Source organism: Streptomyces sp. NPDC107562, assembly GCF_055657325.1.
In genome coordinates this window covers 268,309-287,490 of the sequence record NZ_JBVKBE010000009.1, presented here as the reverse complement: position 1 = coordinate 287,490, position 19,182 = coordinate 268,309, and the positions used below count along the sequence as shown (strand labels likewise).

The 19,182-nt window shown below is 69.3% G+C and carries 20 protein-coding genes; 4 read left to right on the top strand and 16 right to left on the bottom strand.

Annotation, left to right across the window (positions count from 1 at the left end; translation table 11 throughout):
* Window positions 1-136: 136 nt before the first annotated feature.
* Both ACZ7LV_RS25150 and ACZ7LV_RS25145 read right to left on the bottom strand, forming a co-directional pair.
* Window positions 137-460 (bottom strand): STAS domain-containing protein, encoded by a 324-nt coding sequence (locus tag ACZ7LV_RS25150; protein ID WP_365452203.1) that lies wholly within the window; start codon window positions 458-460, stop codon window positions 137-139.
* Window positions 461-604: 144 nt separating this feature from the next.
* Window positions 605-1,453: a 3-hydroxyacyl-CoA dehydrogenase family protein gene (locus ACZ7LV_RS25145; RefSeq protein WP_401673403.1), complete on the bottom strand. Its 849-nt coding sequence runs from the start codon at window positions 1,451-1,453 to the stop codon at window positions 605-607.
* Between the two features lie 415 nt (window positions 1,454-1,868).
* Here ACZ7LV_RS25145 and ACZ7LV_RS25140 point away from each other — a divergent pair, with 415 nt between their 5' ends.
* Window positions 1,869-2,441 carry a cob(I)yrinic acid a,c-diamide adenosyltransferase gene (locus ACZ7LV_RS25140; RefSeq protein ID WP_471942362.1) on the top strand — a complete coding sequence of 191 codons (573 nt, stop codon included), beginning with the start codon at window positions 1,869-1,871 and terminating at the stop codon, window positions 2,439-2,441.
* Here the strand turns inward: ACZ7LV_RS25140 and ACZ7LV_RS25135 are convergent.
* On the bottom strand, window positions 2,358-2,984 hold the full coding sequence (locus ACZ7LV_RS25135) for a hypothetical protein (protein ID WP_471942360.1): 627 nt from the start codon (window positions 2,982-2,984) through the stop codon (window positions 2,358-2,360). The genes ACZ7LV_RS25140 and ACZ7LV_RS25135 overlap by 84 nt on opposite strands.
* A 152-nt stretch (window positions 2,985-3,136) precedes the next feature.
* Between ACZ7LV_RS25135 and ACZ7LV_RS25130 the strand changes: the two genes are divergently transcribed.
* The 3 genes from ACZ7LV_RS25130 (at window position 3,137) to ACZ7LV_RS25120 (ending at window position 6,993) form a co-directional block, all read left to right on the top strand.
* On the top strand, window positions 3,137-4,363 hold the full coding sequence (locus ACZ7LV_RS25130; protein WP_471942358.1) for a sensor histidine kinase: 1,227 nt from the start codon (window positions 3,137-3,139) through the stop codon (window positions 4,361-4,363).
* 34 nt (window positions 4,364-4,397) lie between these two features.
* Window positions 4,398-5,039 carry a response regulator gene (locus ACZ7LV_RS25125; RefSeq protein WP_471942356.1) on the top strand — a complete coding sequence of 214 codons (642 nt, stop codon included), beginning with the start codon at window positions 4,398-4,400 and terminating at the stop codon, window positions 5,037-5,039.
* Between the two features lie 133 nt (window positions 5,040-5,172).
* Window positions 5,173-6,993 (top strand): glycosyl hydrolase family 18 protein, encoded by a 1,821-nt coding sequence (locus ACZ7LV_RS25120; protein WP_471942354.1) that lies wholly within the window; start codon window positions 5,173-5,175, stop codon window positions 6,991-6,993.
* A 59-nt stretch (window positions 6,994-7,052) separates the two neighbouring features.
* On the opposite strand, the gene ACZ7LV_RS25115 is transcribed toward ACZ7LV_RS25120, so the two are convergent.
* The 13 genes from ACZ7LV_RS25115 to ACZ7LV_RS25055 all read right to left on the bottom strand — a co-directional run bounded on the left by ACZ7LV_RS25115 (window position 7,053) and on the right by ACZ7LV_RS25055 (window position 19,156).
* Window positions 7,053-7,499, bottom strand: coding sequence for a DUF2550 domain-containing protein (locus tag ACZ7LV_RS25115; protein ID WP_189701486.1), 447 nt, complete (start codon window positions 7,497-7,499; stop codon window positions 7,053-7,055).
* Window positions 7,500-7,628: 129 nt separating this feature from the next.
* A complete protein-coding gene (locus ACZ7LV_RS25110) occupies window positions 7,629-8,006 on the bottom strand; it encodes a F0F1 ATP synthase subunit epsilon (protein ID WP_471942352.1) in 378 nt (125 codons plus the stop codon).
* Between the two features lie 119 nt (window positions 8,007-8,125).
* Complete coding sequence (atpD, locus tag ACZ7LV_RS25105) at window positions 8,126-9,574, bottom strand: F0F1 ATP synthase subunit beta (RefSeq protein WP_471942350.1); 1,449 nt, start codon at window positions 9,572-9,574, stop codon at window positions 8,126-8,128.
* On the bottom strand, window positions 9,574-10,491 hold the full coding sequence (locus tag ACZ7LV_RS25100) for a F0F1 ATP synthase subunit gamma (RefSeq protein WP_471942349.1): 918 nt from the start codon (window positions 10,489-10,491) through the stop codon (window positions 9,574-9,576). The genes atpD and ACZ7LV_RS25100 overlap by 1 nt, the downstream gene beginning before the upstream one ends.
* A gap of 21 nt (window positions 10,492-10,512) precedes the next feature.
* Complete coding sequence (gene atpA / locus ACZ7LV_RS25095; protein ID WP_471942347.1) at window positions 10,513-12,102, bottom strand: F0F1 ATP synthase subunit alpha; 1,590 nt, start codon at window positions 12,100-12,102, stop codon at window positions 10,513-10,515.
* Between the two features lie 129 nt (window positions 12,103-12,231).
* Window positions 12,232-13,047: a F0F1 ATP synthase subunit delta gene (locus ACZ7LV_RS25090; protein WP_471942345.1), complete on the bottom strand. Its 816-nt coding sequence runs from the start codon at window positions 13,045-13,047 to the stop codon at window positions 12,232-12,234.
* Complete coding sequence (locus ACZ7LV_RS25085; protein ID WP_401673379.1) at window positions 13,044-13,592, bottom strand: F0F1 ATP synthase subunit B; 549 nt, start codon at window positions 13,590-13,592, stop codon at window positions 13,044-13,046. Before ACZ7LV_RS25085 ends, ACZ7LV_RS25090 begins: the two co-directional genes overlap by 4 nt.
* 42 nt (window positions 13,593-13,634) lie before the next feature.
* A complete protein-coding gene (gene atpE / locus ACZ7LV_RS25080) occupies window positions 13,635-13,871 on the bottom strand; it encodes an ATP synthase F0 subunit C (protein ID WP_189701479.1) in 237 nt (78 codons plus the stop codon).
* A 77-nt stretch (window positions 13,872-13,948) separates the two neighbouring features.
* Window positions 13,949-14,719 carry a F0F1 ATP synthase subunit A gene (atpB, locus tag ACZ7LV_RS25075; protein ID WP_401674483.1) on the bottom strand — a complete coding sequence of 257 codons (771 nt, stop codon included), beginning with the start codon at window positions 14,717-14,719 and terminating at the stop codon, window positions 13,949-13,951.
* Window positions 14,720-14,992: 273 nt separating this feature from the next.
* On the bottom strand, window positions 14,993-15,430 hold the full coding sequence (locus tag ACZ7LV_RS25070) for a hypothetical protein (protein WP_471942343.1): 438 nt from the start codon (window positions 15,428-15,430) through the stop codon (window positions 14,993-14,995).
* A gap of 286 nt (window positions 15,431-15,716) precedes the next feature.
* Entirely contained in the window at window positions 15,717-17,033 is a 1,317-nt protein-coding gene (locus ACZ7LV_RS25065; RefSeq protein WP_471942341.1) for an MraY family glycosyltransferase, read from the bottom strand.
* A 130-nt stretch (window positions 17,034-17,163) separates the two neighbouring features.
* Entirely contained in the window at window positions 17,164-18,399 is a 1,236-nt protein-coding gene (locus ACZ7LV_RS25060; protein ID WP_471942340.1) for a serine hydroxymethyltransferase, read from the bottom strand.
* Window positions 18,400-18,493: 94 nt separating this feature from the next.
* Entirely contained in the window at window positions 18,494-19,156 is a 663-nt protein-coding gene (locus ACZ7LV_RS25055; protein ID WP_365456787.1) for an arsenate reductase/protein-tyrosine-phosphatase family protein, read from the bottom strand.
* Window positions 19,157-19,182 lie beyond the last annotated feature (26 nt).

Genomic DNA, 19,182 nt, shown 5'->3' with positions numbered 1-19,182 from the left:
TTCGGTCAGTATCTACGACAGGGCGGGGTGCCACCGGGTCCGAGACGTCACGGTCTTGTGAGGATTGCGCGCGTCGGGCGTTTCGCCGCGAGCTGCCCGGTCTCCTCCGGACCTGGTGACGCTCCTGGTCGGGAGGTCACACGCGGGGCAGGGACTCCACCCCGATGCCGCCCTCGATCGCCAGGATCCGGTGCAGCCTGGTGGCCACCAGCAGGCGCTGCATCTGCGGCGGTACGCCGCGCAGCACCAGCCGCCGGCCGCAGCGGCCGGCCCGCCGGTGGGCACCCATGATGACCCCGAGTCCGGTGGCGTCCCACGAGTCCAGTTCGGACAGGTCGAGGACGAGGTCGCCGTCGCCGTCGTCGACGGCCGAGTGCAGGACCGTACGGGCGTCCGCCGCGGTGCGGACGTCGAGGCGGCCCCCGACGACCACCTCGGCGTGGTCGCCCCTGATGTGCATATGCGCTCCCGTGAGTGCGGTGACGTACTCCAAGACGGTGGCTGTGCAACGTCTGACTGCTTCTGTGGCGACTCGGTTGCTGCTTGTAAGCGAACCGATACCGAATTCACCCCGAGGTGTGATGTCTCAGGGGTGTGCACCGTTTCAGTGCTTGTAGAAGCCCTGCCCGCTCTTGCGTCCGATGTCACCGGCGTCAACCATCCGGCGCATCAGCTCCGGCGGAGCGAACTTCTCGTCCTGGCTCTCGGTGTAGATGTTGCTCGTGGCGTGCAGCAGGATGTCGACACCGGTGAGGTCGGCGGTGGCCAGCGGACCCATGGCGTGACCGAAGCCCAGCTTGCACGCGAGGTCGATGTCCTCGGCGGACGCGACGCCCGACTCGTACAGCTTGGCGGCCTCGACGACGAGTGCCGAGATGAGCCGGGTGGTGACGAAGCCGGCCACGTCGCGGTTGACGACGATGCAGGTCTTGCCGACCGACTCGGCGAACTCCCGGGCGGTGGCGAGCGTCTCGTCGCTGGTCTTGTAGCCGCGGACCAGTTCGCACAGCTGCATCATCGGGACCGGCGAGAAGAAGTGCGTGCCGACGACCCGCTCCGGGTGCTCCGTGGCGGCCGCGATCTTGGTGATCGGGATGGCGGAGGTGTTGGAGGCGAGCACGGCGTCCGGGCGCACGATCTTGTCGAGGGCGCGGAAGATCTCGTGCTTGACGTCCAGCTTCTCGAAGACGGCCTCGACGACGATGTCGGCGTCGGCCGCGGCGTCCATGTCGGTGGTCGGGCTGATCCGGGCGAGGGCGTCCTCGGCGTCGCGCGCCTCCAGCTTGCCCTTGCTCACGAACCTGTCGTACGAGGCCTTGATGCCGTCGGTGCCACGCCTCAGTGCCTCGTCGGTGACGTCCCGCAGGACGACGTCCCAGCCCGCCTGGGCGGAGACCTGGGCGATGCCGGAACCCATGAGACCGGCGCCGATGACGGCGAGCTTCCGTGCCACTGACGACTCCCCTAGTGATGCTTACCCGCTGTTTACGTATGCCTCTCCGGCGGACCCTAGCGTTCGTGAGGGTCCGTGTGACCGGTAAGTAATGCGCGTCACGTCTCACATGACGGACATCACACCGGCACGGCTCATAGGGCGCCCCGTACGGCGTAGTTGAGCACCCGCTGCCCCAACGGCGCGCCGGGCCGGTCGAGGAGCACCGGCAGCGCGCGACACCTCGCAGGGGCCTCACTGGTGCCGCGTCGGCCACAGTTCGCCCCGTCGCGACGCCCGGCACGCCCTCTCGCCGCACCGGCCGCAAGCCCCAGTACATCCCCGTACGAGAGCTTCCGGCCGGCCCGCCGAGAGGACGCACCGGAGGCCGCTCCACACGGGCGAACCCTGAATCACGCGGCACTAGGCTGGCCACATGGTCAACCTGACGCGCATCTACACCCGCACCGGCGACCAGGGCACCACCGCCCTCGGTGACATGAGCCGGGTCGCCAAGACCGATCTGCGGATCTCGGCCTACGCCGACGCCAACGAGGCCAACGCGGTGATCGGCACCGCGGTCGCGCTGGGCGGCCTGGACGCGCGGATCGTCAAGGTCCTCACCCGCGTCCAGAACGACCTCTTCGACGTGGGTGCGGACCTGTGCACGCCGGTCGTGGACAAGCCCGAGTTCCCGCCCCTGCGGGTCGAGCAGTCGTACATCGACAGGCTGGAGGCGGACTGCGACCAGTTCCTCGAAGAGCTGGAGAAGCTCCGCTCCTTCATCCTGCCGGGCGGCACGCCGGGCGCCGCCCTGCTGCACCAGGCCTGCACCGTCGTACGGCGGGCCGAGCGCTCCACCTGGGCGGCGCTGGAAGCCCACGGCGAGACGATGAACGCCCTCACCGCGACCTACCTCAACCGGCTATCGGACCTGCTTTTCATTCTCGCCAGGTCGGCCAACAAGGACGTCGGTGACGTCCTGTGGGTCCCCGGCGGGGAGCGCTGACCCCTCGGGGCGGGGCGCCTTCTTCGGCCAGAGGGCGTACGACAGGGCGATCAGGCCGTGGATGCCCGCCGTGCGCCAGGCAGTGAAGATCCAGCTCTCCAGGGCGCCGGAACGGCTCGGGTCGTCCACGTACCACCGCGCGATCAGCAGGAGCACGCTGGCCACGGAGGCGGCGACGACCGTGCCGAGCCAGACGCGCCCCTCGTGCCGGGCCCGGGCCATGCCGTGACGCGGGGGTTTCGCGGGCGGTTCGGCGCCGCCGAGGCGGTGGGCGGCGTGGCCGTCGAGCCATGTGACCGTGCGGTGGCCGTGTCCGACGGTGTAGCCGATGTACAGGGCGGCCAGGCCGTGCTTCCAGCTCGGGTCGGCACCGTTCTTGAGGTCGATCGCGGTGGCCACCAGCAGGACGACCTCCAGCAGCGGTTCGAGCAGCAGCAGGCCCAGCCCGGTACGGCGCATCCCGAGCACGTAGCGGAAGAACAGTCCGGCGGCCAGCAGCACCCAGAAGCCGACCTCGCAGACGACGATCAGCGTGACGATCACGGCTCACTCCTCTCGGTCACCCCTCAAGGCTCCCGCCGGGATCCGCCGATTTCGTCGTCACCGCCGACGAACCGCCACTGCATCCTTCGATGTACCCGCGGACCGTCCCGCGGGACCAGGCGCGGCGCCTGCCCGCCGTGTTGGATGGTGCCATGGCCGCACGACTCCCCCGCCCGCACCGCTTCGACGTGTACGTCGCACTGGCCGGCCTGCTCGGCGGGCTGTTGCTGTGGGGCATCGGACTGGGCCTGCGCCCGGCCGGGGAGGCGATGGTGCTGCTGCCCGGTGCCGGGCCGCTGCTGGTGCCGCTGGTCGTGATGGCGGGCTGCGAGGTGCTGCGCCGGGCCGCCCCGCGCACCGCCCTGCTGACCGCCACCGCCGCGCTGATCATGGACACCGTCACCCAGGGCAGCCTGGTCACCGTCCTGATGTACACCGACGTGATGTACGCGGCCGTCCTGTACGGCACCCCCGCCTCGGCCCGGCGGATCCCGCGGGTCACCGGTCTGCTGACGGTGGCCGGGACGGTCGTGCCGTTCGCCGTGTGGCGGGTGCCCGAGGCGCTGCTGATCGGTGTCGCGACCGGCGTCGTCGCCTTCGCGCCCGCCTCCACCGGACTGATCGTGCGCAACCACCGCGAGGCCGCCGAGGCCGCCCGGCTGCGCGCCGAGCAGACCGCGCTGCTGGCCGAGATGGACCGCACGCAGGCCGTCACGGCGGAACGGGCCCGGATGGCCCGGGAGTTGCACGACCTCGTCGCCAACCACCTCTCCGCGATCGCCATCCACTCCACGGCCGCGCTCTCGCTCGACGACCCGGGCACCACCCGCCAGGCCCTGCACGTCATCCGCGAGAACAGCGTCGAGGGGCTCGCGGAGATGCGCCGCCTGATCGGCATCCTGCGCGACGAGAGCGGCGGCCCGGGGTCCTCCCCCGAGCTCTTCGCTTCGGGTCAGGGGGGCATCCCCGTCGCTCCCACGCTCGACGGTCTGGGCGCCCTGGTCGACACCGCCCGCGCCAACGGCCTCGACGCCGGGCTCGACGCCAGGCACGGCGAGGGGCTGCCCGCGCCGGTGGAACTCGCGGCGTACCGGATCGTCCAGGAGTCCCTCACCAACGCCCTCAAGCACGCGGGCCCCGGCCGGGTCTCGGTCGCGCTGCGGCGGCGGGACGGTTCGCTGGACATCGTCGTGACGAGCCCGTACGGCGACCGCGACGGGCCGCGGGCACCGGGCTCCGGCGCCGGACTGGTCGGGATGCGGGAGCGGGCCGCCCTGCTGGACGGGACCTTCGAGGCGGGTCCCGAGGACTCCCCCGAGGGCAAGGTCTGGGCCGTACGGGCCACCCTGCCGGCCGGCGAGGACGAGGAGCCGGCTTGAGGCCGCCGTGGACAGCAGTCGAAGGAGTGACCCCGTGATCCGTGTGCTCGTCGCCGAGGACCAGTCCGCCGTGCGCGCCGGACTGGTGCTCATCCTGGGCAGCGCGCCCGACATCGAGGTGGCCGGCGAGGCCCGCGACGGCGAGCAGGCGGTGGCGATGGCCCGTGAGCTGCGCCCGGACGTGGTGCTGATGGACGTGCAGATGCCGCGACTGGACGGCGTCTCGGCGACCCGGCAGGTGGTGGCGGAGGGGCTGGCCGACGTCCTCGTCCTGACCACCTTCGACCTCGACGAGTACGTGTTCGGCGCGCTGCGCGCGGGCGCCTGCGGGTTCCTGCTGAAGAACACGGACGCGCGGGACCTGCTGGAGGCGGTGCGCACCGTGGCCCGCGGTGAGGGCCTGATCGCCCCGGCGGTCACCCGGCGGCTCATCGCCGAGTTCGCCGCCGGGCCGGTGCGGGAGCCCACGGCGGACCCCTCGGTGCTGGACAGCCTCACGCGCCGCGAGCGGGAGGTGCTGTCCTGCCTCGGCGAGGGGATGTCCAACGCCGAGATCGCGGCCCGCCTCGCCATGGCCGAGGCGACGGTGAAGACACATGTCAGCCGGTTGCTGGGCAAGCTGGAGCTGCGCAGTCGCGTCCAAGCGGCGGTTCTGGCGCAGGAGTTGGGGATCTAGCGGCCTCGTGCGGGGCCGGCCGTGGACAGTGGTCCAGACCTATTGACCTATGGTCCAGACCTTTCTATTCTCGCGGCACTGAGGGCCTGATGGCTCAGTCAGGCCCCCGACAACCCCCATAAGGAGGCGCAGCATGCGCTTCAGACACAGAGCCGCGGCCGGATTCGCGACCCTGCTGCTCCCGTTCGCCGGCCTGGTCGGTCTCGCCGCCCCCGCCCAGGCGGCCACCGAAGCCACCGCCACCTACGCCAAGACCCAGGACTGGGGCTCCGGCTTCGAGGGCAAGTGGACCGTCAAGAACACCGGTACCACCACCATCAACTCCTGGACCGTGGAGTGGGACTTCCCCTCCGGTACCTCGGTCACCTCCGGCTGGGACGCCGACTTCACCTCGTCCGGCACCCACTGGACCGCCAAGAACAAGGCCTGGAACGGCACCCTCGCCCCCGGCGCCTCCGTCTCCTTCGGCTTCAACGGCTCCGGCTCCGGCGCCCCCGCCAACTGCAAGCTCAACGGCGGCAGCTGCGACGGCGGCTCGGTCCCCGGCGACAACCCGCCCTCCGCGCCCGGCACCCCCTCGGCCTCCGACATCACCAACACCTCGGTGAAGCTGTCCTGGAGCGCCGGCACCGACGACAAGGGCATCAAGAACTACGACGTCCTGCGCGGCGGCAGCAAGGTCGCCACCGTCACCGGCACCAGCTGGACGGACACCGGCCTGACCGCGGGCACCGACTACTCGTACACCGTCCAGGCCCGGGACACCGCCGACCAGACCGGCCCGGTCTCCGGCGCCCGCGCGGTGCGCACCACCGGCGGCGGCACCGACCCGCAGCCCGGCACGAAGATCAACCTCGGCTACTTCACCGAGTGGGGCGTCTACGGCCGCAACTACCACGTCAAGAACCTGGTGACCTCCGGCTCCGCCTCGAAGATCACCCACATCAACTACGCGTTCGGCAACGTCAAGAACGGTCAGTGCACCGTCGACGACACCTACGCCGCCTACGACAAGGCCTACACCGCCGACCAGTCCGTCAGCGGCACCGCCGACACCTGGGACCAGCCGCTGCGCGGCAACTTCAACCAGCTGCGCCAGCTGAAGGCCAAGTACCCGCACATCAAGGTGCTGTACTCCTTCGGCGGCTGGACCTACTCCGGCGGATTCGGCCAGGCGGCGCAGAACGCGGCCGCGTTCGCCAGGTCCTGCAAGGCCGTCGTGGAGGACCCGCGCTGGGCCGACGTCTTCGACGGCATCGACATCGACTGGGAGTACCCGAACGCCTGCGGCCTGACCTGCGACACCTCCGGCCCGGCGGCGTTCAGGACCCTGATGTCCGCGCTGCGCACCGAGTTCGGCTCGAACTACCTGGTCACCGCGGCCATCACCGCCGACGGCTCGAACGGCGGCAAGATCGACGCGGCCGACTACGGCGGCGCCGCCCAGTACCTCGACTGGTACAACGTGATGACGTACGACTACTTCGGCGCCTTCGACGCGGACGGCCCGACCGCCCCGCACTCGCCGCTCACCTCGTACCCCGGCATCCCGGCGGCCGGCTTCAACTCCGCCGACGCGATCGCCAAGCTGAAGTCGAAGGGCGTTCCCTCCGCCAAGCTGCTGCTCGGCATCGGCTTCTACGGCCGCGGCTGGACCGGCGTCACCCAGTCCGCCCCCGGCGGCTCGGCGACCGGCGCGGCGCCCGGCACCTACGAGGCCGGCATCGAGGACTACAAGGTACTCAAGAACTCCTGCCCGACCACCGGCACCATCGCCGGCACGGCGTACGCGCACTGCGGCAACAACTGGTGGTCCTACGACACCCCGTCGACCATCGCCGGCAAGATGACCTGGGCCAAGAACCAGGGCCTGGGCGGCGCGTTCTTCTGGGAGTTCAGCGGCGACACCAGCAACGGTGAACTGGCGACCGCCATCAGCAACGGGCTGAAGTAGCCCTGCGGGGAGACGTCCTGAGCGACGTTGAGATTCCCCCGGTCAGCGGGTGAATGTGGCTACGCCACATTCACCCGCTGACCGGGCGGGGCTGCCTCGAGCCACGCGAGGAAACCGGTCAGCGCGTCTTCGCTCATCGCGAGTTCGAGCCGCGTGCCCCGGTGCAGACAGGCGAGGATCACCGAGTCGGAGAGCAGCGCCAGCTCCTCCTCGCCCTCGGGAAGACGGCGGCCGGCCACCTCGATCGCGGAACGCTCCAGGACGCGGCGGGGGCGCGGGGCGTAGGAGAAGACGCGGAACCACTCCACGCGGTCGCCGTTGTAGCGGGCCACGCCGTAGGCCCAGCCCTTGCCACCGGTGTCGGGCTTCTCGGGGACGTCCCAGCGCAGGCTGCAGTCGAAGGTGCCGCCGGAACGCTGGATGAGCCTGCGGCGCAGGCCGAAGACGAACAGTCCCAGCACCACCAGGGCCACGACAATTCCGCACACAGTCAGAGCGAGGACCATCGGCACCGACCTCCTCGTCTCCTCAGTAACGGAACGTGAAAAACACCCATATCCGCCTCAGCCGCGGTCAGCTCCGGATTGCTCCGGTGCTGACCGCGGCTGAGTGACGTCATCGCAGGGCGGGCTGGATCAACGCGCCGCCGTCGCCGCGCGAAGCCGGACGTCGGCGCGGCGCTTGGCCTCGGCGTCGTCCTCCGCCTTCGCACGCTCCAGGTCCTGCTCGACGCGCTTGACATCGATCTCGTCGGCGAGCTCCGCGACCTCCGCCAGCAGCGACAGCTTGTTGTCCGCGAACGAGACGAAACCGCCGTGCACCGCGGCGACGACCGTTGCGCCATCACTCGTACGGATGGTCACCGGGCCCGACTCCAGCACACCGAGCAGCGGCTGGTGACCGGGCATGACGCCGATGTCGCCGGACGTGGTGCGCGCGACGACCAGGGTGGCCTCGCCGGACCAGACCTGGCGGTCGGCAGCGACCAGCGCGACGTGCAGCTCAGCAGCCAAGGGTGGCTCCTCGGGTCACCACCCGGCGGATGTGCCGGGTGTTGGTTACAAGTCTAATGGGCGTGACAGAGGGGGCGGGACGACCCCGCCCCCTCACGACACGAGCACGAGGGCCCGGGTCAGGAGACGCCCAGCTCCTTCGCGTTCTTCTTCAGGTCCTCGATGCCACCGCACATGAAGAAGGCCTGCTCGGGGAAGTGGTCGTACTCGCCGTCGCAGATCGCGTTGAACGCCGCGATCGACTCCTCCAGCGGCACGTCCGAGCCGTCCACACCGGTGAACTGCTTGGCCACGTGGGTGTTCTGGGACAGGAAGCGCTCCACGCGACGGGCACGGTGGACGACGAGCTTGTCCTCCTCGCCGAGCTCGTCGATACCGAGGATCGCGATGATGTCCTGGAGGTCCTTGTACTTCTGCAGGATGTTCTTGACGCGCATGGCGGCGTCGTAGTGGTCCTGCGCGATGTACCGCGGGTCCAGGATGCGGGACGTGGAGTCCAGCGGGTCCACGGCCGGGTAGATGCCCTTCTCCGAGATCGGACGGGACAGCACCGTCGTCGCGTCGAGGTGGGCGAAGGTGGTGGCCGGGGCCGGGTCGGTCAGGTCGTCCGCGGGGACGTAGATCGCCTGCATCGAGGTGATCGAGTGACCACGGGTCGAGGTGATGCGCTCCTGGAGGAGACCCATCTCGTCGGCCAGGTTCGGCTGGTAGCCCACCGCGGAGGGCATACGGCCGAGCAGGGTCGAGACCTCGGAACCGGCCTGCGTGAAGCGGAAGATGTTGTCGATGAAGAACAGCACGTCCTGCTTCTGCACATCGCGGAAGTACTCCGCCATGGTCAGACCCGCGAGGGCCACGCGCAGACGGGTGCCCGGCGGCTCGTCCATCTGACCGAAGACCAGGGCGGTCTTGTCGATGACGCCCGAGTCGGACATCTCCTCGATGAGGTCGTTGCCCTCACGGGTGCGCTCACCGACACCGGCGAACACGGAGACACCGTCGTGGTTGTTGGCGACGCGGTAGATCATCTCCTGGATGAGCACCGTCTTGCCGACGCCGGCACCACCGAACAGACCGATCTTTCCACCCTTGACGTACGGGGTGAGAAGGTCGATGACCTTGACGCCGGTCTCGAACATCTCGGTCTTCGACTCGAGTTCGTCGAAGCGCGGGGCCTTGCGGTGGATGGACCAGCGCTCGCCGTCGTAGGTCTCGTCGACGTTCAGCACCTCGCCGAGGGTGTTGAACACCTTGCCCTTGGTGAAGTCGCCGACCGGGACGGTGATGCCCGTGCCGGTGTCGGTGACCGCAGCCTGGCGGACCAGACCGTCGGTGGGCTGCATGGAGATGGTGCGGACCAGGCCGTCACCCAGGTGCTGGGCGACCTCCAGGGTCAGCGTCTTCTTCTCGCCGGCGTTGGCCGGGTCGGCCACCTCGACGTGCAGCGCGTTGTAGATGTCCGGCATCGCGTCGACGGGGAACTCCACGTCGACGACCGGGCCGATGACCCGCGCGACGCGGCCGGTGGCCACGCCCGACGCAGCGGTCGGCTCAACAGTGGTGGTCATTAGTTGTCACTCCCCGCGTTCGCGTCGGCCAGGGCGCTGGCGCCACCGACGATCTCGCTGATTTCCTGGGTGATTTCGGCCTGGCGGGCCGCGTTGGCAAGACGGGAGAGCGTGTTGATCAGCTCACCCGCGTTGTCGGTGGCCGACTTCATCGCGCGCCGGGTGGCGGCGTGCTTGGAAGCGGCCGACTGGAGCAGCGCGTTGTAGATCCGGCTCTCGACGTACCGCGGAAGCAGGGCGTCCAGGACGTCCTCCGCCGACGGCTCGAAGTCGTACAGCGGGAGGATCTCGCCCTTGGGCTTGGCCTCCGCCGCCACCTCTTCGAGGCTGAGCGGCAGCAGCCGCGCGTCCTGCGCGTTCTGCGTCATCATCGAGACGAACTCGGTGAAGACGATGTGGAGTTCGTCCACGCCGCCTTCCGCCGTCTCCTTCTCGATGGCCTCGATCAGCGGAGCCGCGACCTTCTTGGCGTCCGCGTACGTGGGCTCGTCGGTGAAGCCGCTCCACGACTCCGCGATCCTGCGCTCACGGAAGTTGTAGTGGGCGACACCGCGCCGGCCGACGATGTACGTGTCGACCTGCTTGCCCTCGCGCTCCAGCCGCTCGGTGAGCTGCTCCGCCGCCTTGATGGCGTTGGAGTTGAACGCACCGGCCAGACCCCGGTCGCTGGTCAGCAGCAGCACCGCGGACCGCGTGACCGTCTCGGCCTGGGTGGTCAGCGGGTGCTTGGTGTTCGACCCGGTGCCGACCGCCGTGACCGCGCGGGTCAGTTCCTGCGCGTACGGCGTGGAGGCCGCCACCTTGCGCTGCGCCTTGACGACGCGCGAGGCGGCGATCATCTCCATCGCCTTGGTGATCTTCTTGGTCGCGGTGACGGATCGGATGCGACGCTTGTAGACCCGGAGCTGGGCTCCCATGAGTCAGGTCCCTTCCTTACGTCACTTGGCGGTGGACGGAGCGTCCTCGCCGAGCAGCTTGCCGTCCGAGGTCTCGAACTGCTTCTTGAACTCGGCGATGGCGTCGGCGACGGCCGTGAGGGTGTCGTCCGACATCTTGCCGCCCTCCTTGATGGAGGTCATGAGGCCCTGCTCCTTGCGGTGCAGGTACTCCAGGAGCTCCTTCTCGAAGCGGCGGATGTCGGAGACCGGAACCTCGTCCATCTTGCCGGTGGTGCCGGCCCAGACGGAGACGACCTGGTCCTCGGTGGACATCGGCTGGTACTGAGCCTGCTTCAGCAGCTCGACCATCCGCTGGCCACGCTCCAGCTGCGACTTCGACGCGGCGTCCAGGTCGGAACCGAAGGCGGCGAACGCCTCCAGCTCACGGAACTGGGCCAGGTCCACGCGCAGACGGCCGGAGACCTGCTTCATCGCCTTGTGCTGCGCGGAACCACCGACTCGGGAGACGGAGATACCGACGTTCAGCGCGGGGCGCTGACCGGCGTTGAACAGGTCCGACTCCAGGAAGCACTGGCCGTCGGTGATGGAGATGACGTTGGTCGGGATGAACGCCGAGACGTCGTTGGCCTTGGTCTCGACGATCGGCAGACCGGTCATGGAACCGGCACCCATCTCGTCGGAGAGCTTCGCGCAGCGCTCCAGCAGGCGGGAGTGCAGGTAGAAGACGTCACCCGGGTAGGCCTCACGGCCCGGCGGGCGGCGCAGCAGCAGGGAGACAGCACGGTAGGCGTCGGCCTGCTTCGACAGGTCGTCGAAGATGATGAGGACGTGCTTGCCCTCGTACATCCACTGCTGGCCGATGGCCGAACCGGTGTACGGCGCCAGGTACTTGAAGCCGGCCGGGTCGGACGCCGGGGCGGCGACGATGGTCGTGTACTCCAGCGCACCGTTCTCCTCCAGCGCGCGGCGGACCGACGCGATGGTGGAGCCCTTCTGACCGATGGCGACGTAGATGCAGCGGACCTGCTTGTTCGGGTCGCCGGTACGCCAGTTGTCACGCTGGTTGATGATCGTGTCGACGGCCAGGGCGGTCTTGCCGGTCTGGCGGTCACCGATGATCAGCTGACGCTGACCACGGCCGATCGGGGTCATCGCGTCGACGGCCTTGTAGCCGGTCTCCATCGGCTCGTGCACCGACTTGCGCTGCATGACCGTGGGGGCCTGCAGCTCAAGGGCGCGACGACCCGAGGTCTCGATCTCGCCGAGGCCGTCGATCGGGGCGCCGAGGGGGTCGACCACACGGCCGAGGTAGCCCTCGCCGACCGCGACGGAGAGGACCTCGCCGGTGCGGGTGACCGGCTGCCCCTCCTCGATGCCGCTGAACTCACCGAGGACGATGGCACCGATCTCGCGCTCCTCGAGGTTGAGGGCGAGGCCGAGGGTGCCGTCCTCGAACTTCAGCAGTTCGTTGGCCATGGCCGAGGGCAGACCCTCGACCTTCGCGATGCCGTCGCCGGCAAGGGTGACCGTACCGACCTCCTCGCGCGAGGCCGCGTCCGGCTTGTACGACTGGACGAAGGTCTCCAGTGCGTCCCGGATCTCCTCCGGCCGGATCGTGAGCTCCGCCATCTGGGTTCCCTGCTCTCCTTGTTGGGCCCGAAGTTTCACTTTGGGGGGATGGGGACTCCCCCCTAAGAGAGGTGAATCCTCTGCACGGCCCAACCGGGCCGTAATTACGACTTGCGTGTTCAGTTGCGGCTAGCTCGCCAGCCGGCGCTCGGCGTCCGCGATGCGGTCCGCCAGGGAGCCGTTGATGATCTCGTCACCGACCTGCACCCGGATCCCGCCGAGGACCTCGGGGTCCAGGTCGAGGTTGAGGTGCATCCGGCGGCCGTAGAGCTTGGCGAGAGCGGCGCCGAGGCGCTGCTTCTGCCCGTCGCTCAGCGGCACCGCCGAGGTGACGACGGCCACCATGCGGTCACGCCGCTCGGCGGCGAGCTTGGACAGGGACTCGAGTCCCGCTTCCAGGCTACGTCCCCGCGGCGCGGTCACGAGGCGCGTCACCAGACGCTCGGTGGCCGGGGCCGCCCGCCCGCCGAGCAGGCTGCGCAGCAGCTCGCTCTTGGCAGCGGTGGTGGCCTTGCGGTCGGTCAGCGCGGCGCGCAGCTCGGTGCTGGAGGCGACGATCCGGCCGAACCGGAACAGCTCGTCCTCGACGCTGTCGAGCGTGCCGCCCTGCTGGGCCGCGGTGAGGTCCGCGGTGCTCGCCAGCTCCTCCAGCGCGTCCACCAGGTCGCGCGACTGCGACCAGCGGGAGCGCACCATGCCGGACACCAAGTCCGCGGTCTCGCCGCCGACCTGGGTGCCGAGCAGGCGCTGGACCAGCTCGGCCTTGCTCTCACCGGCCTGCGCCGGGTCGGTGAGGACCCGACGCAAGCTGACCTCGCGGTCGAGCAGCGCGGTCACCGCGGCCAGCTCGTCGGCGAGCCGCGCCGCGTCCACGGACGTGGCGTCCGTCAGCGCGTCGAGACGCTCACGTGCGGCAGCCAGGGCCTCGCGGCTCGCTCCGTTCATCGAGACGCCTCGGCCTTCTCCTCGAGCTCGTCGAGGAAGCGGTCGATCACGCGGCTCTGCCGGGCGTGGTCCTCCAGGGACTCACCGACCAGCTTGCCGGCCAGCTCGGTGGCCAGCTTGCCGACGTCCTGACGGAGCGCGGACGAGGCGGCCTTGCGGTCGGCCTCGATCTGGGAGTGGCCGGCGGTGACGATCTCCTCGCGCTGCCGCTGGCCTTCCGCGCGCATCTCGGCGATGAGCGCGGCACCCTGCTCCTGAGCCTCCTGGCGCAGTCGCGCGGCCTCGTGCCGGGCCTCGGCGAGCTGGGCCTTGTACTGCTCAAGGACGCTCTGGGCCTCGACCTTCATGGTCTCGGCCTCTTCAATACCGCCTTCGATCGCCGCGCGGCGCTCCTCCAGAACCTTGTTGATGTTCGGAAGCAGCTTCTTCCAGAAGATGAAGAAGACGATGGCGAAGGCGATGGTGCCGACGAGCAGCTCGGGACCCGGCGGGACGAGCGGGTTCTGCTCCTCCTCGGCCGCCAGCTGCACCAGGTTGGCGATCACATCAGTGCCTTTCGTCGAATCGTGTCGGTAAGCGTGGGCTACTTACACACCGAACACGAACGGCATAACGATGCCGATGAGGGCGAGCGCCTCACAGAAGGCGAAGCCCAGGATCTGGTTGGCACGGATCAGGCCGGCGGCCTCGGGCTGGCGGGCCAGGGCCTGGGTGCCGTTGCCGAAGATGATGCCGACGCCGATGCCGGGGCCGATGGCGGCGAGGCCGTAGCCGATGGAGCCGAGCGAACCGGAGACAGCGGCGAGGGTCTCAGTGGCAGCCATGCTGAATCTTCCTTCTCTTTCATGGACCGGCGGGGGTTGGCCACCGGACGTTCTGGGGGGCTTGCGGGCTTAGGGGCTCAGTGGTGCTCGGCGAGAGCGCCCTGGATGTACGAGCAGGCCAGCAGTACGAAGACGTACGCCTGGACGGCCTGCACGAAAAGCTCGAAGAGGATCATGGCCATCGTCATGATGAACGAGACGCCCGCCGCCGGGATCAGCCAGCTGTTCAGCAGGTACCAGGAGGCCACGGTGAACATGACCAGCATCAGGTGACCGGCGAACATGTTGGCGAACAGTCGCACGGCGTGCGTGAACGGGCGGACCAGCAGGTTCGAGAAGAACTCGATGATCATGACGAGCGGCAGCACCGGACCGAGCGACTTGTCGTAGCCGGTCACGTTCTTGAAGAAGCCGACGAACCCGTGGCGCTTGAAGGTCAGTCCGACCCAGGTGAGGTAGACGATCGCGGCCAGCACCATCGGGTACGCGATGATCGACGACACCGGGAACTGGGCCAGCGGGATCACGGACCAGATGTTCATGATCCAGATGAAGAAGAAGAGCGAGACCATGAGCGGGACCCACTTCTCGCCCTCACGCTTGCCAAGGGTCTCGTAGACGATGCCGCGGCGTACGAAGTCGTAGCCGGCCTCGCCGATCATCTGGAGCTTGCCCGGCACCACCTTCGCCTTGCCGAAGGCCGCCCAGAAGAAGCCGATCACGAGCACGGTGGTGATGAGCGCGAGCAGCATCACCTTGTTGAACTCGAACCCTCCCACCGTGGTGATCGGCTGGAAGAGAAACGAGTGCAGGCCCGGAGCCGGAAAGCCACACCCGTTGTCGGACATGATCCGACAACTCCAGTCAAAGGCGAGCTGGGTCTGGTCAGCACTCACCACGGGCTCCTTCGGCGTGACGCATGGGTACGGCAACCTCGTTGTGTCGGCGCGGCGCAGGGCCGCGGGTCGGCACCGGACAGGTGTTACGGATGTGGGGGCGGCTGGGGGACATCAAGACTCGCGATCGAGCAGGCGTCAGCTCGGATGCCCGCGCCCGCGATGCCGCAGTTGGCACCGGACGATAGCAGGAGATCTCACTGGCCCTTATCCCGCCCCTACCCCTCACGACGACGGCCCTGTCTTCTCGGGCTTCTCGCTCTTCACGGCATCCGGATCGACGTAGAAGATCTTGGCCTTCATGTGCGCACGGGCCTGCGCGGCCATCCACACCACGGTCGCGATGACGAGACCGAGGGCGAACGTCTTCGGATTGAAGAGAGAGGTGTCCTTGAAGAGGGCGACGAAGATCAGGAGCAGCAGGAGCTGGGCGACGTAGAGCATCATCCCCATGGCCTGGAACAGCTGGGGGAGCGTCTTCGCCGTCCACTGCAGGACGAACAGGCCGATCCCCATGAAGAGGATGGCGAGCAGAGCGCCGACGCCGGCACCGAGCGCCCCCTTGCCGCCGGCGACCACACCGCTGACCGCCACCGTGACCGCACCGACAGCGGCCGAAGGCACAGCTGTCTGCAGAAGGTTCCGGGCGTCATTGGACGGCATGGCGGCAACTCCGCTTTCACAGGGGGGCAGGGTGTCGTCATGGACGAGCGTAGTCCCGGGCTGAGAGAGAACCTCATGCCGGTGGACCGTCGCACCACGGTCCGGCGGCTCTGTCCGGGGGGTTCTCGTGAACCGTATCACAAACTATTTGATGAGGTCTTTACCTGGGGGTGTGCGCACTGTCACACATGAGGGTGATGGTGCGCGTCTGTGCAGAATCCGAGCCGACATGTCTGGTAATGGGGTGTTCGTTCCCCCACGGCCAGGCAATGCCTTAGTCAGATTCTTACCTTGTGAAGCGTGAGCGGGGACCGACGGCGGTCGCTCCGTTGGCACCGGAGACCCCCACGGCGACCGGCGTGCGCTCGCCCTCGTCCTCGTTGCGCTCCTCGGCCGGGGCCTCGACCGGGACCTCCGAAGCGGGCGGCAGCACGGCCCGGCGGCGGTAGCGCGGCGGTACGAAGTGCTCGGCCCACAGCGGCGCCCGTGGGGTGAAGCGGGGCAGCAGCAGCAGGATCAAACCGAGCGCACTGAGCAGCACGACGCCCAGCACGATCCACATGGACGCGGAGTTCACCGAGTAGCCGAGGGCACCGAAGGCGATCAGCGCCGACCAGAAGTACATGATCAGCACGGCCCGGCTGTGCGAGTGGCCGATCTCCAGCAGCCGGTGGTGCAGGTGCCCCCGGTCCGCGGCGAACGGCGACTGCCCGCGCCAGGTGCGGCGCACGATCGCGAGGATCAGGTCCGCGGCCGGGATCGCGATGATGGTGAGCGGCATCAGCAGCGGGATGTAGACGGGCACCATCTGGTGCACCGCGTTGCGCTCGGAGCCGGAGAACAGCTTCATCACGTCCGGGTCGACCTGCCCGGTCACCGAGATCGCGCCCGCCGCCAGCACCAGGCCGATGAGCATCGAGCCCGAGTCGCCCATGAAGATGCGGGCCGGGTGCATGTTGTGCGGCAGGAAGCCCAGGCACATGCCCATCAGCACCGAGGCGAACAGGGTCGCCGGAGCGGCGGCCTCGATGCCGTACGAGTACCAGATCCGGTAGGCGTACATGAAGAACGCGGCCGAGGCGATGCACACCATGCCCGCCGCCAGTCCGTCCAGCCCGTCGACGAAGTTGACCGCGTTGATGGTGATGACGACCAGCGCCACCGTCAGCAGGGTGCCCTGCCACTGGGTCAGCGCGACCGTGCCGACACCCGGGACCGGCAGCCACAGGATCGTCAGGCCCTGCATCACCATGACGCCGGCGGCGATCATCTGGCCGCCCAGCTTGATCAGGGCGTCGATCTCGAACTTGTCGTCCAGCACACCGATCAGCCAGATCAGCGCCGCCCCGGAGAGCAGGGCACGTGGCTCGTTGGACTTCTCGAAGACGTCGCTGAGGTTGGTGAGATGGTCCGCGACCAGCAGACCCGCGCACAGGCCGAAGAACATCGCGATCCCGCCGAGCCGCGGAGTGGGCTCCCGGTGCACGTCACGTGCCCGGATCTCCGGCATCGCTCCGGCCACGATCGCGAACTTCCGCACCGGCCCGGTCAGCAGGTACGTCACCGCGGCCGTGATGCAGAGCGTCAGCAGGTATTCACGCACGGGCTTCCCCACAGATCTCGCTGGCCATCTCAGCCCCACACCCTAGCGAGGGACGCATATGGTTGGGGACTTCCGGGTAGCGACGATGGTTGCACGTGTGGCTGTGCACCGGACTTCCGGCTACCCCGCCTCAGCGCGGATACGGCGGAAATCCCCCGGCGAGATCCCGCACTTCCTCCCGTACCGTCCTGCTGTCGGCCTGGTCCCGCAGCACCTCGGCGAGCAGCTTGGCGATGCGAGCCATCTCACCCTCGCTCATCCCCTGCGTGGTGACGGCGGCGGTGCCCAGCCGCAGACCGCGGGCGTCGTGCGGCAGCGCGCAGCAGTCGACGATCATCCCGGCGGCCGCGAGCCGGCCACGGGCACCGCGGCCGTCCACGCCGAGCGGGGCCGGGTCCGCGGTGATGAGGTGGGTGTCCGTGCCGCCGGTGGTGACGACGAGCCCCTCCGCGGCGAGCGCGGCGGCCAGGTACCGGGCGTTGGCGACCACCTGATGGGCGTACGCCTGGAAGGCCGGTGTCGCCGCCTCGCCGAAGGCGACCGCCTTGGCGGCGATGCTGTGCATCTGGGCGCCGCCCTGGGTGAAGGGGAAGACGGCCCGGTCGACGCGTTCGGCGAGCTCCGCTCCGCACAGGATCATGCCGCCGCGCGGCCCGCGCAGCACCTTGTGCGTGGTGGCGCACACCACATCGGCGTACGGCACCGGACTGGGCGCCGCTCCCCCGGCGACGAGCCCGATGGGGTGCGCGGCGTCCGCGATGAGGTAGGCGCCGACCTCGTCGGCGACCTCACGGAAGTAGGCGTAGTCGAGGTGGCGCGGGTAGGCGATCGAGCCGCACACGATCGCCTTGGGGCGGTGCGCGCGGGCCAGGGTGCGCACCTGGTCGTAGGCCATCAGACCGGTCTCCTCGTCGACGCCGTAGCCGACGAAGTCGAACCAGCGGCCGGAGAAGTTGGCGGGCGAGCCGTGCGTGAGGTGGCCGCCGTGGCGCAGGCCGAGGGCGAGGACCGTGTCGCCGGGGCGCAGCAGGGCGGCGTACGCGGCCAGGACGGCCGAACTGCCCGAGTGGCACTGGACGTTGGCGTGCTCGGCACCGAAGAGCGCCTGGGCCCGGCGGACGGCGAGCCCCTCGGCGACATCGACGATCTCGCAGCCGCCGTGGTAGCGGGAGCCCGGATAGCCCTCCGCGTACTTGTTGGCCAGCGGTGAGCCGAGGGCGGCCAGCACGGCCCGCGACGCGAAGTTCTCGGCGGCGTTCAGCTGGAGCGTGGTCGACTGCCGGTCCAGCTCCCCGAGCAGGATCTCGGCGAGCGCGGGATCCTGCCGGCGCAGCAGATCGGCCTCGGGGGCATGGGTGACCGACATGGTGGACTCCGGCCGTCGACGATGACGTAGGTCCAATGTAGGCCGGGGCGGTCGGGGGCGCCCGCTGTCGCACGGCCCCGGGGGCGGCCGGGACTCAGGTCCGGGCCGCCACTCCCGTCAGGGCCGTCACCACGGGGTCCAGTGCCTGGTGTATCTCGTCGCCGACCGAGCGGAAGAACGTCAGCGGCGCCCCGTACGGGTCGTAGACCTCGTCCGCCTCGGCGGTGGGCGCCAGCAGCCAGCCGCGCAGTGCGGCACCGGCCCGCACCAGCGCGCGGGCCCGGGCCACCACCCCGTCCTCCAGCGGCGGCAGGGTCGCCGGGTCGATGGCCTTCACCAGCCGGGTGAACTCCTTCAGCGTGAAGGTGCGCAGCCCCGCCGAGTGCCCCATCGAGATCACCTGGGCACGGTGGTCACGGGTGGCGGTGAGCACCAGGTCGGCACGGATCACGTGCTCGTCCAGCAGCTCCCGGCCCACGAAGCCGGACGCGTCCGCGCCGAAGTCGGCCAGCACCGTCTCGGCGTTGGCCTCCATGGGAGCGCCCTCGTGGCCCCAGGTGCCGGCGCTCTCCACGATCAGCCCGCCGCCGAGGACACCGAGCCGCTCCGACACGAAATGCCGGGTCAGCCGCTCGGTGATGGGTGAGCGGCACACGTTTCCGGTGCTGACGTGGAGGATGCGGAAGCTGTCACGCGGAAGCCCCACGAACGTCGTCGTGATCTCCGCCGCGCTTTCCCGGTTGCCTATGCCACGCATGGGGGTGCCCCCTGCGCGAGCGGAGC

What these genes read in the sequence shown, in the direction of transcription:
- ACZ7LV_RS25150 (WP_365452203.1), bottom strand. Translation starts at nt 460, where the DNA reads ATGCACATCAGGGGCGACCACGCCGAGGTGGTCGTCGGGGGCCGCCTC.
- ACZ7LV_RS25140 (WP_471942362.1), top strand. Translation starts at nt 1,869, where the DNA reads ATGGTCAACCTGACGCGCATCTACACCCGCACCGGCGACCAGGGCACC.
- ACZ7LV_RS25130 (WP_471942358.1), top strand. Translation starts at nt 3,137, where the DNA reads ATGGCCGCACGACTCCCCCGCCCGCACCGCTTCGACGTGTACGTCGCA.
- ACZ7LV_RS25120 (WP_471942354.1), top strand. Translation starts at nt 5,173, where the DNA reads ATGCGCTTCAGACACAGAGCCGCGGCCGGATTCGCGACCCTGCTGCTC.
- ACZ7LV_RS25115 (WP_189701486.1), bottom strand. Translation starts at nt 7,499, where the DNA reads ATGGTCCTCGCTCTGACTGTGTGCGGAATTGTCGTGGCCCTGGTGGTG.
- atpD (WP_471942350.1), bottom strand. Translation starts at nt 9,574, where the DNA reads ATGACCACCACTGTTGAGCCGACCGCTGCGTCGGGCGTGGCCACCGGC.
- ACZ7LV_RS25100 (WP_471942349.1), bottom strand. Translation starts at nt 10,491, where the DNA reads ATGGGAGCCCAGCTCCGGGTCTACAAGCGTCGCATCCGATCCGTCACC.
- atpA (WP_471942347.1), bottom strand. Translation starts at nt 12,102, where the DNA reads ATGGCGGAGCTCACGATCCGGCCGGAGGAGATCCGGGACGCACTGGAG.
- ACZ7LV_RS25090 (WP_471942345.1), bottom strand. Translation starts at nt 13,047, where the DNA reads ATGAACGGAGCGAGCCGCGAGGCCCTGGCTGCCGCACGTGAGCGTCTC.
- atpE (WP_189701479.1), bottom strand. Translation starts at nt 13,871, where the DNA reads ATGGCTGCCACTGAGACCCTCGCCGCTGTCTCCGGTTCGCTCGGCTCC.
- atpB (WP_401674483.1), bottom strand. Translation starts at nt 14,719, where the DNA reads ATGTCCGACAACGGGTGTGGCTTTCCGGCTCCGGGCCTGCACTCGTTT.
- ACZ7LV_RS25070 (WP_471942343.1), bottom strand. Translation starts at nt 15,430, where the DNA reads ATGCCGTCCAATGACGCCCGGAACCTTCTGCAGACAGCTGTGCCTTCG.
- ACZ7LV_RS25060 (WP_471942340.1), bottom strand. Translation starts at nt 18,399, where the DNA reads ATGTCGGTCACCCATGCCCCCGAGGCCGATCTGCTGCGCCGGCAGGAT.
- ACZ7LV_RS25055 (WP_365456787.1), bottom strand. Translation starts at nt 19,156, where the DNA reads ATGCGTGGCATAGGCAACCGGGAAAGCGCGGCGGAGATCACGACGACG.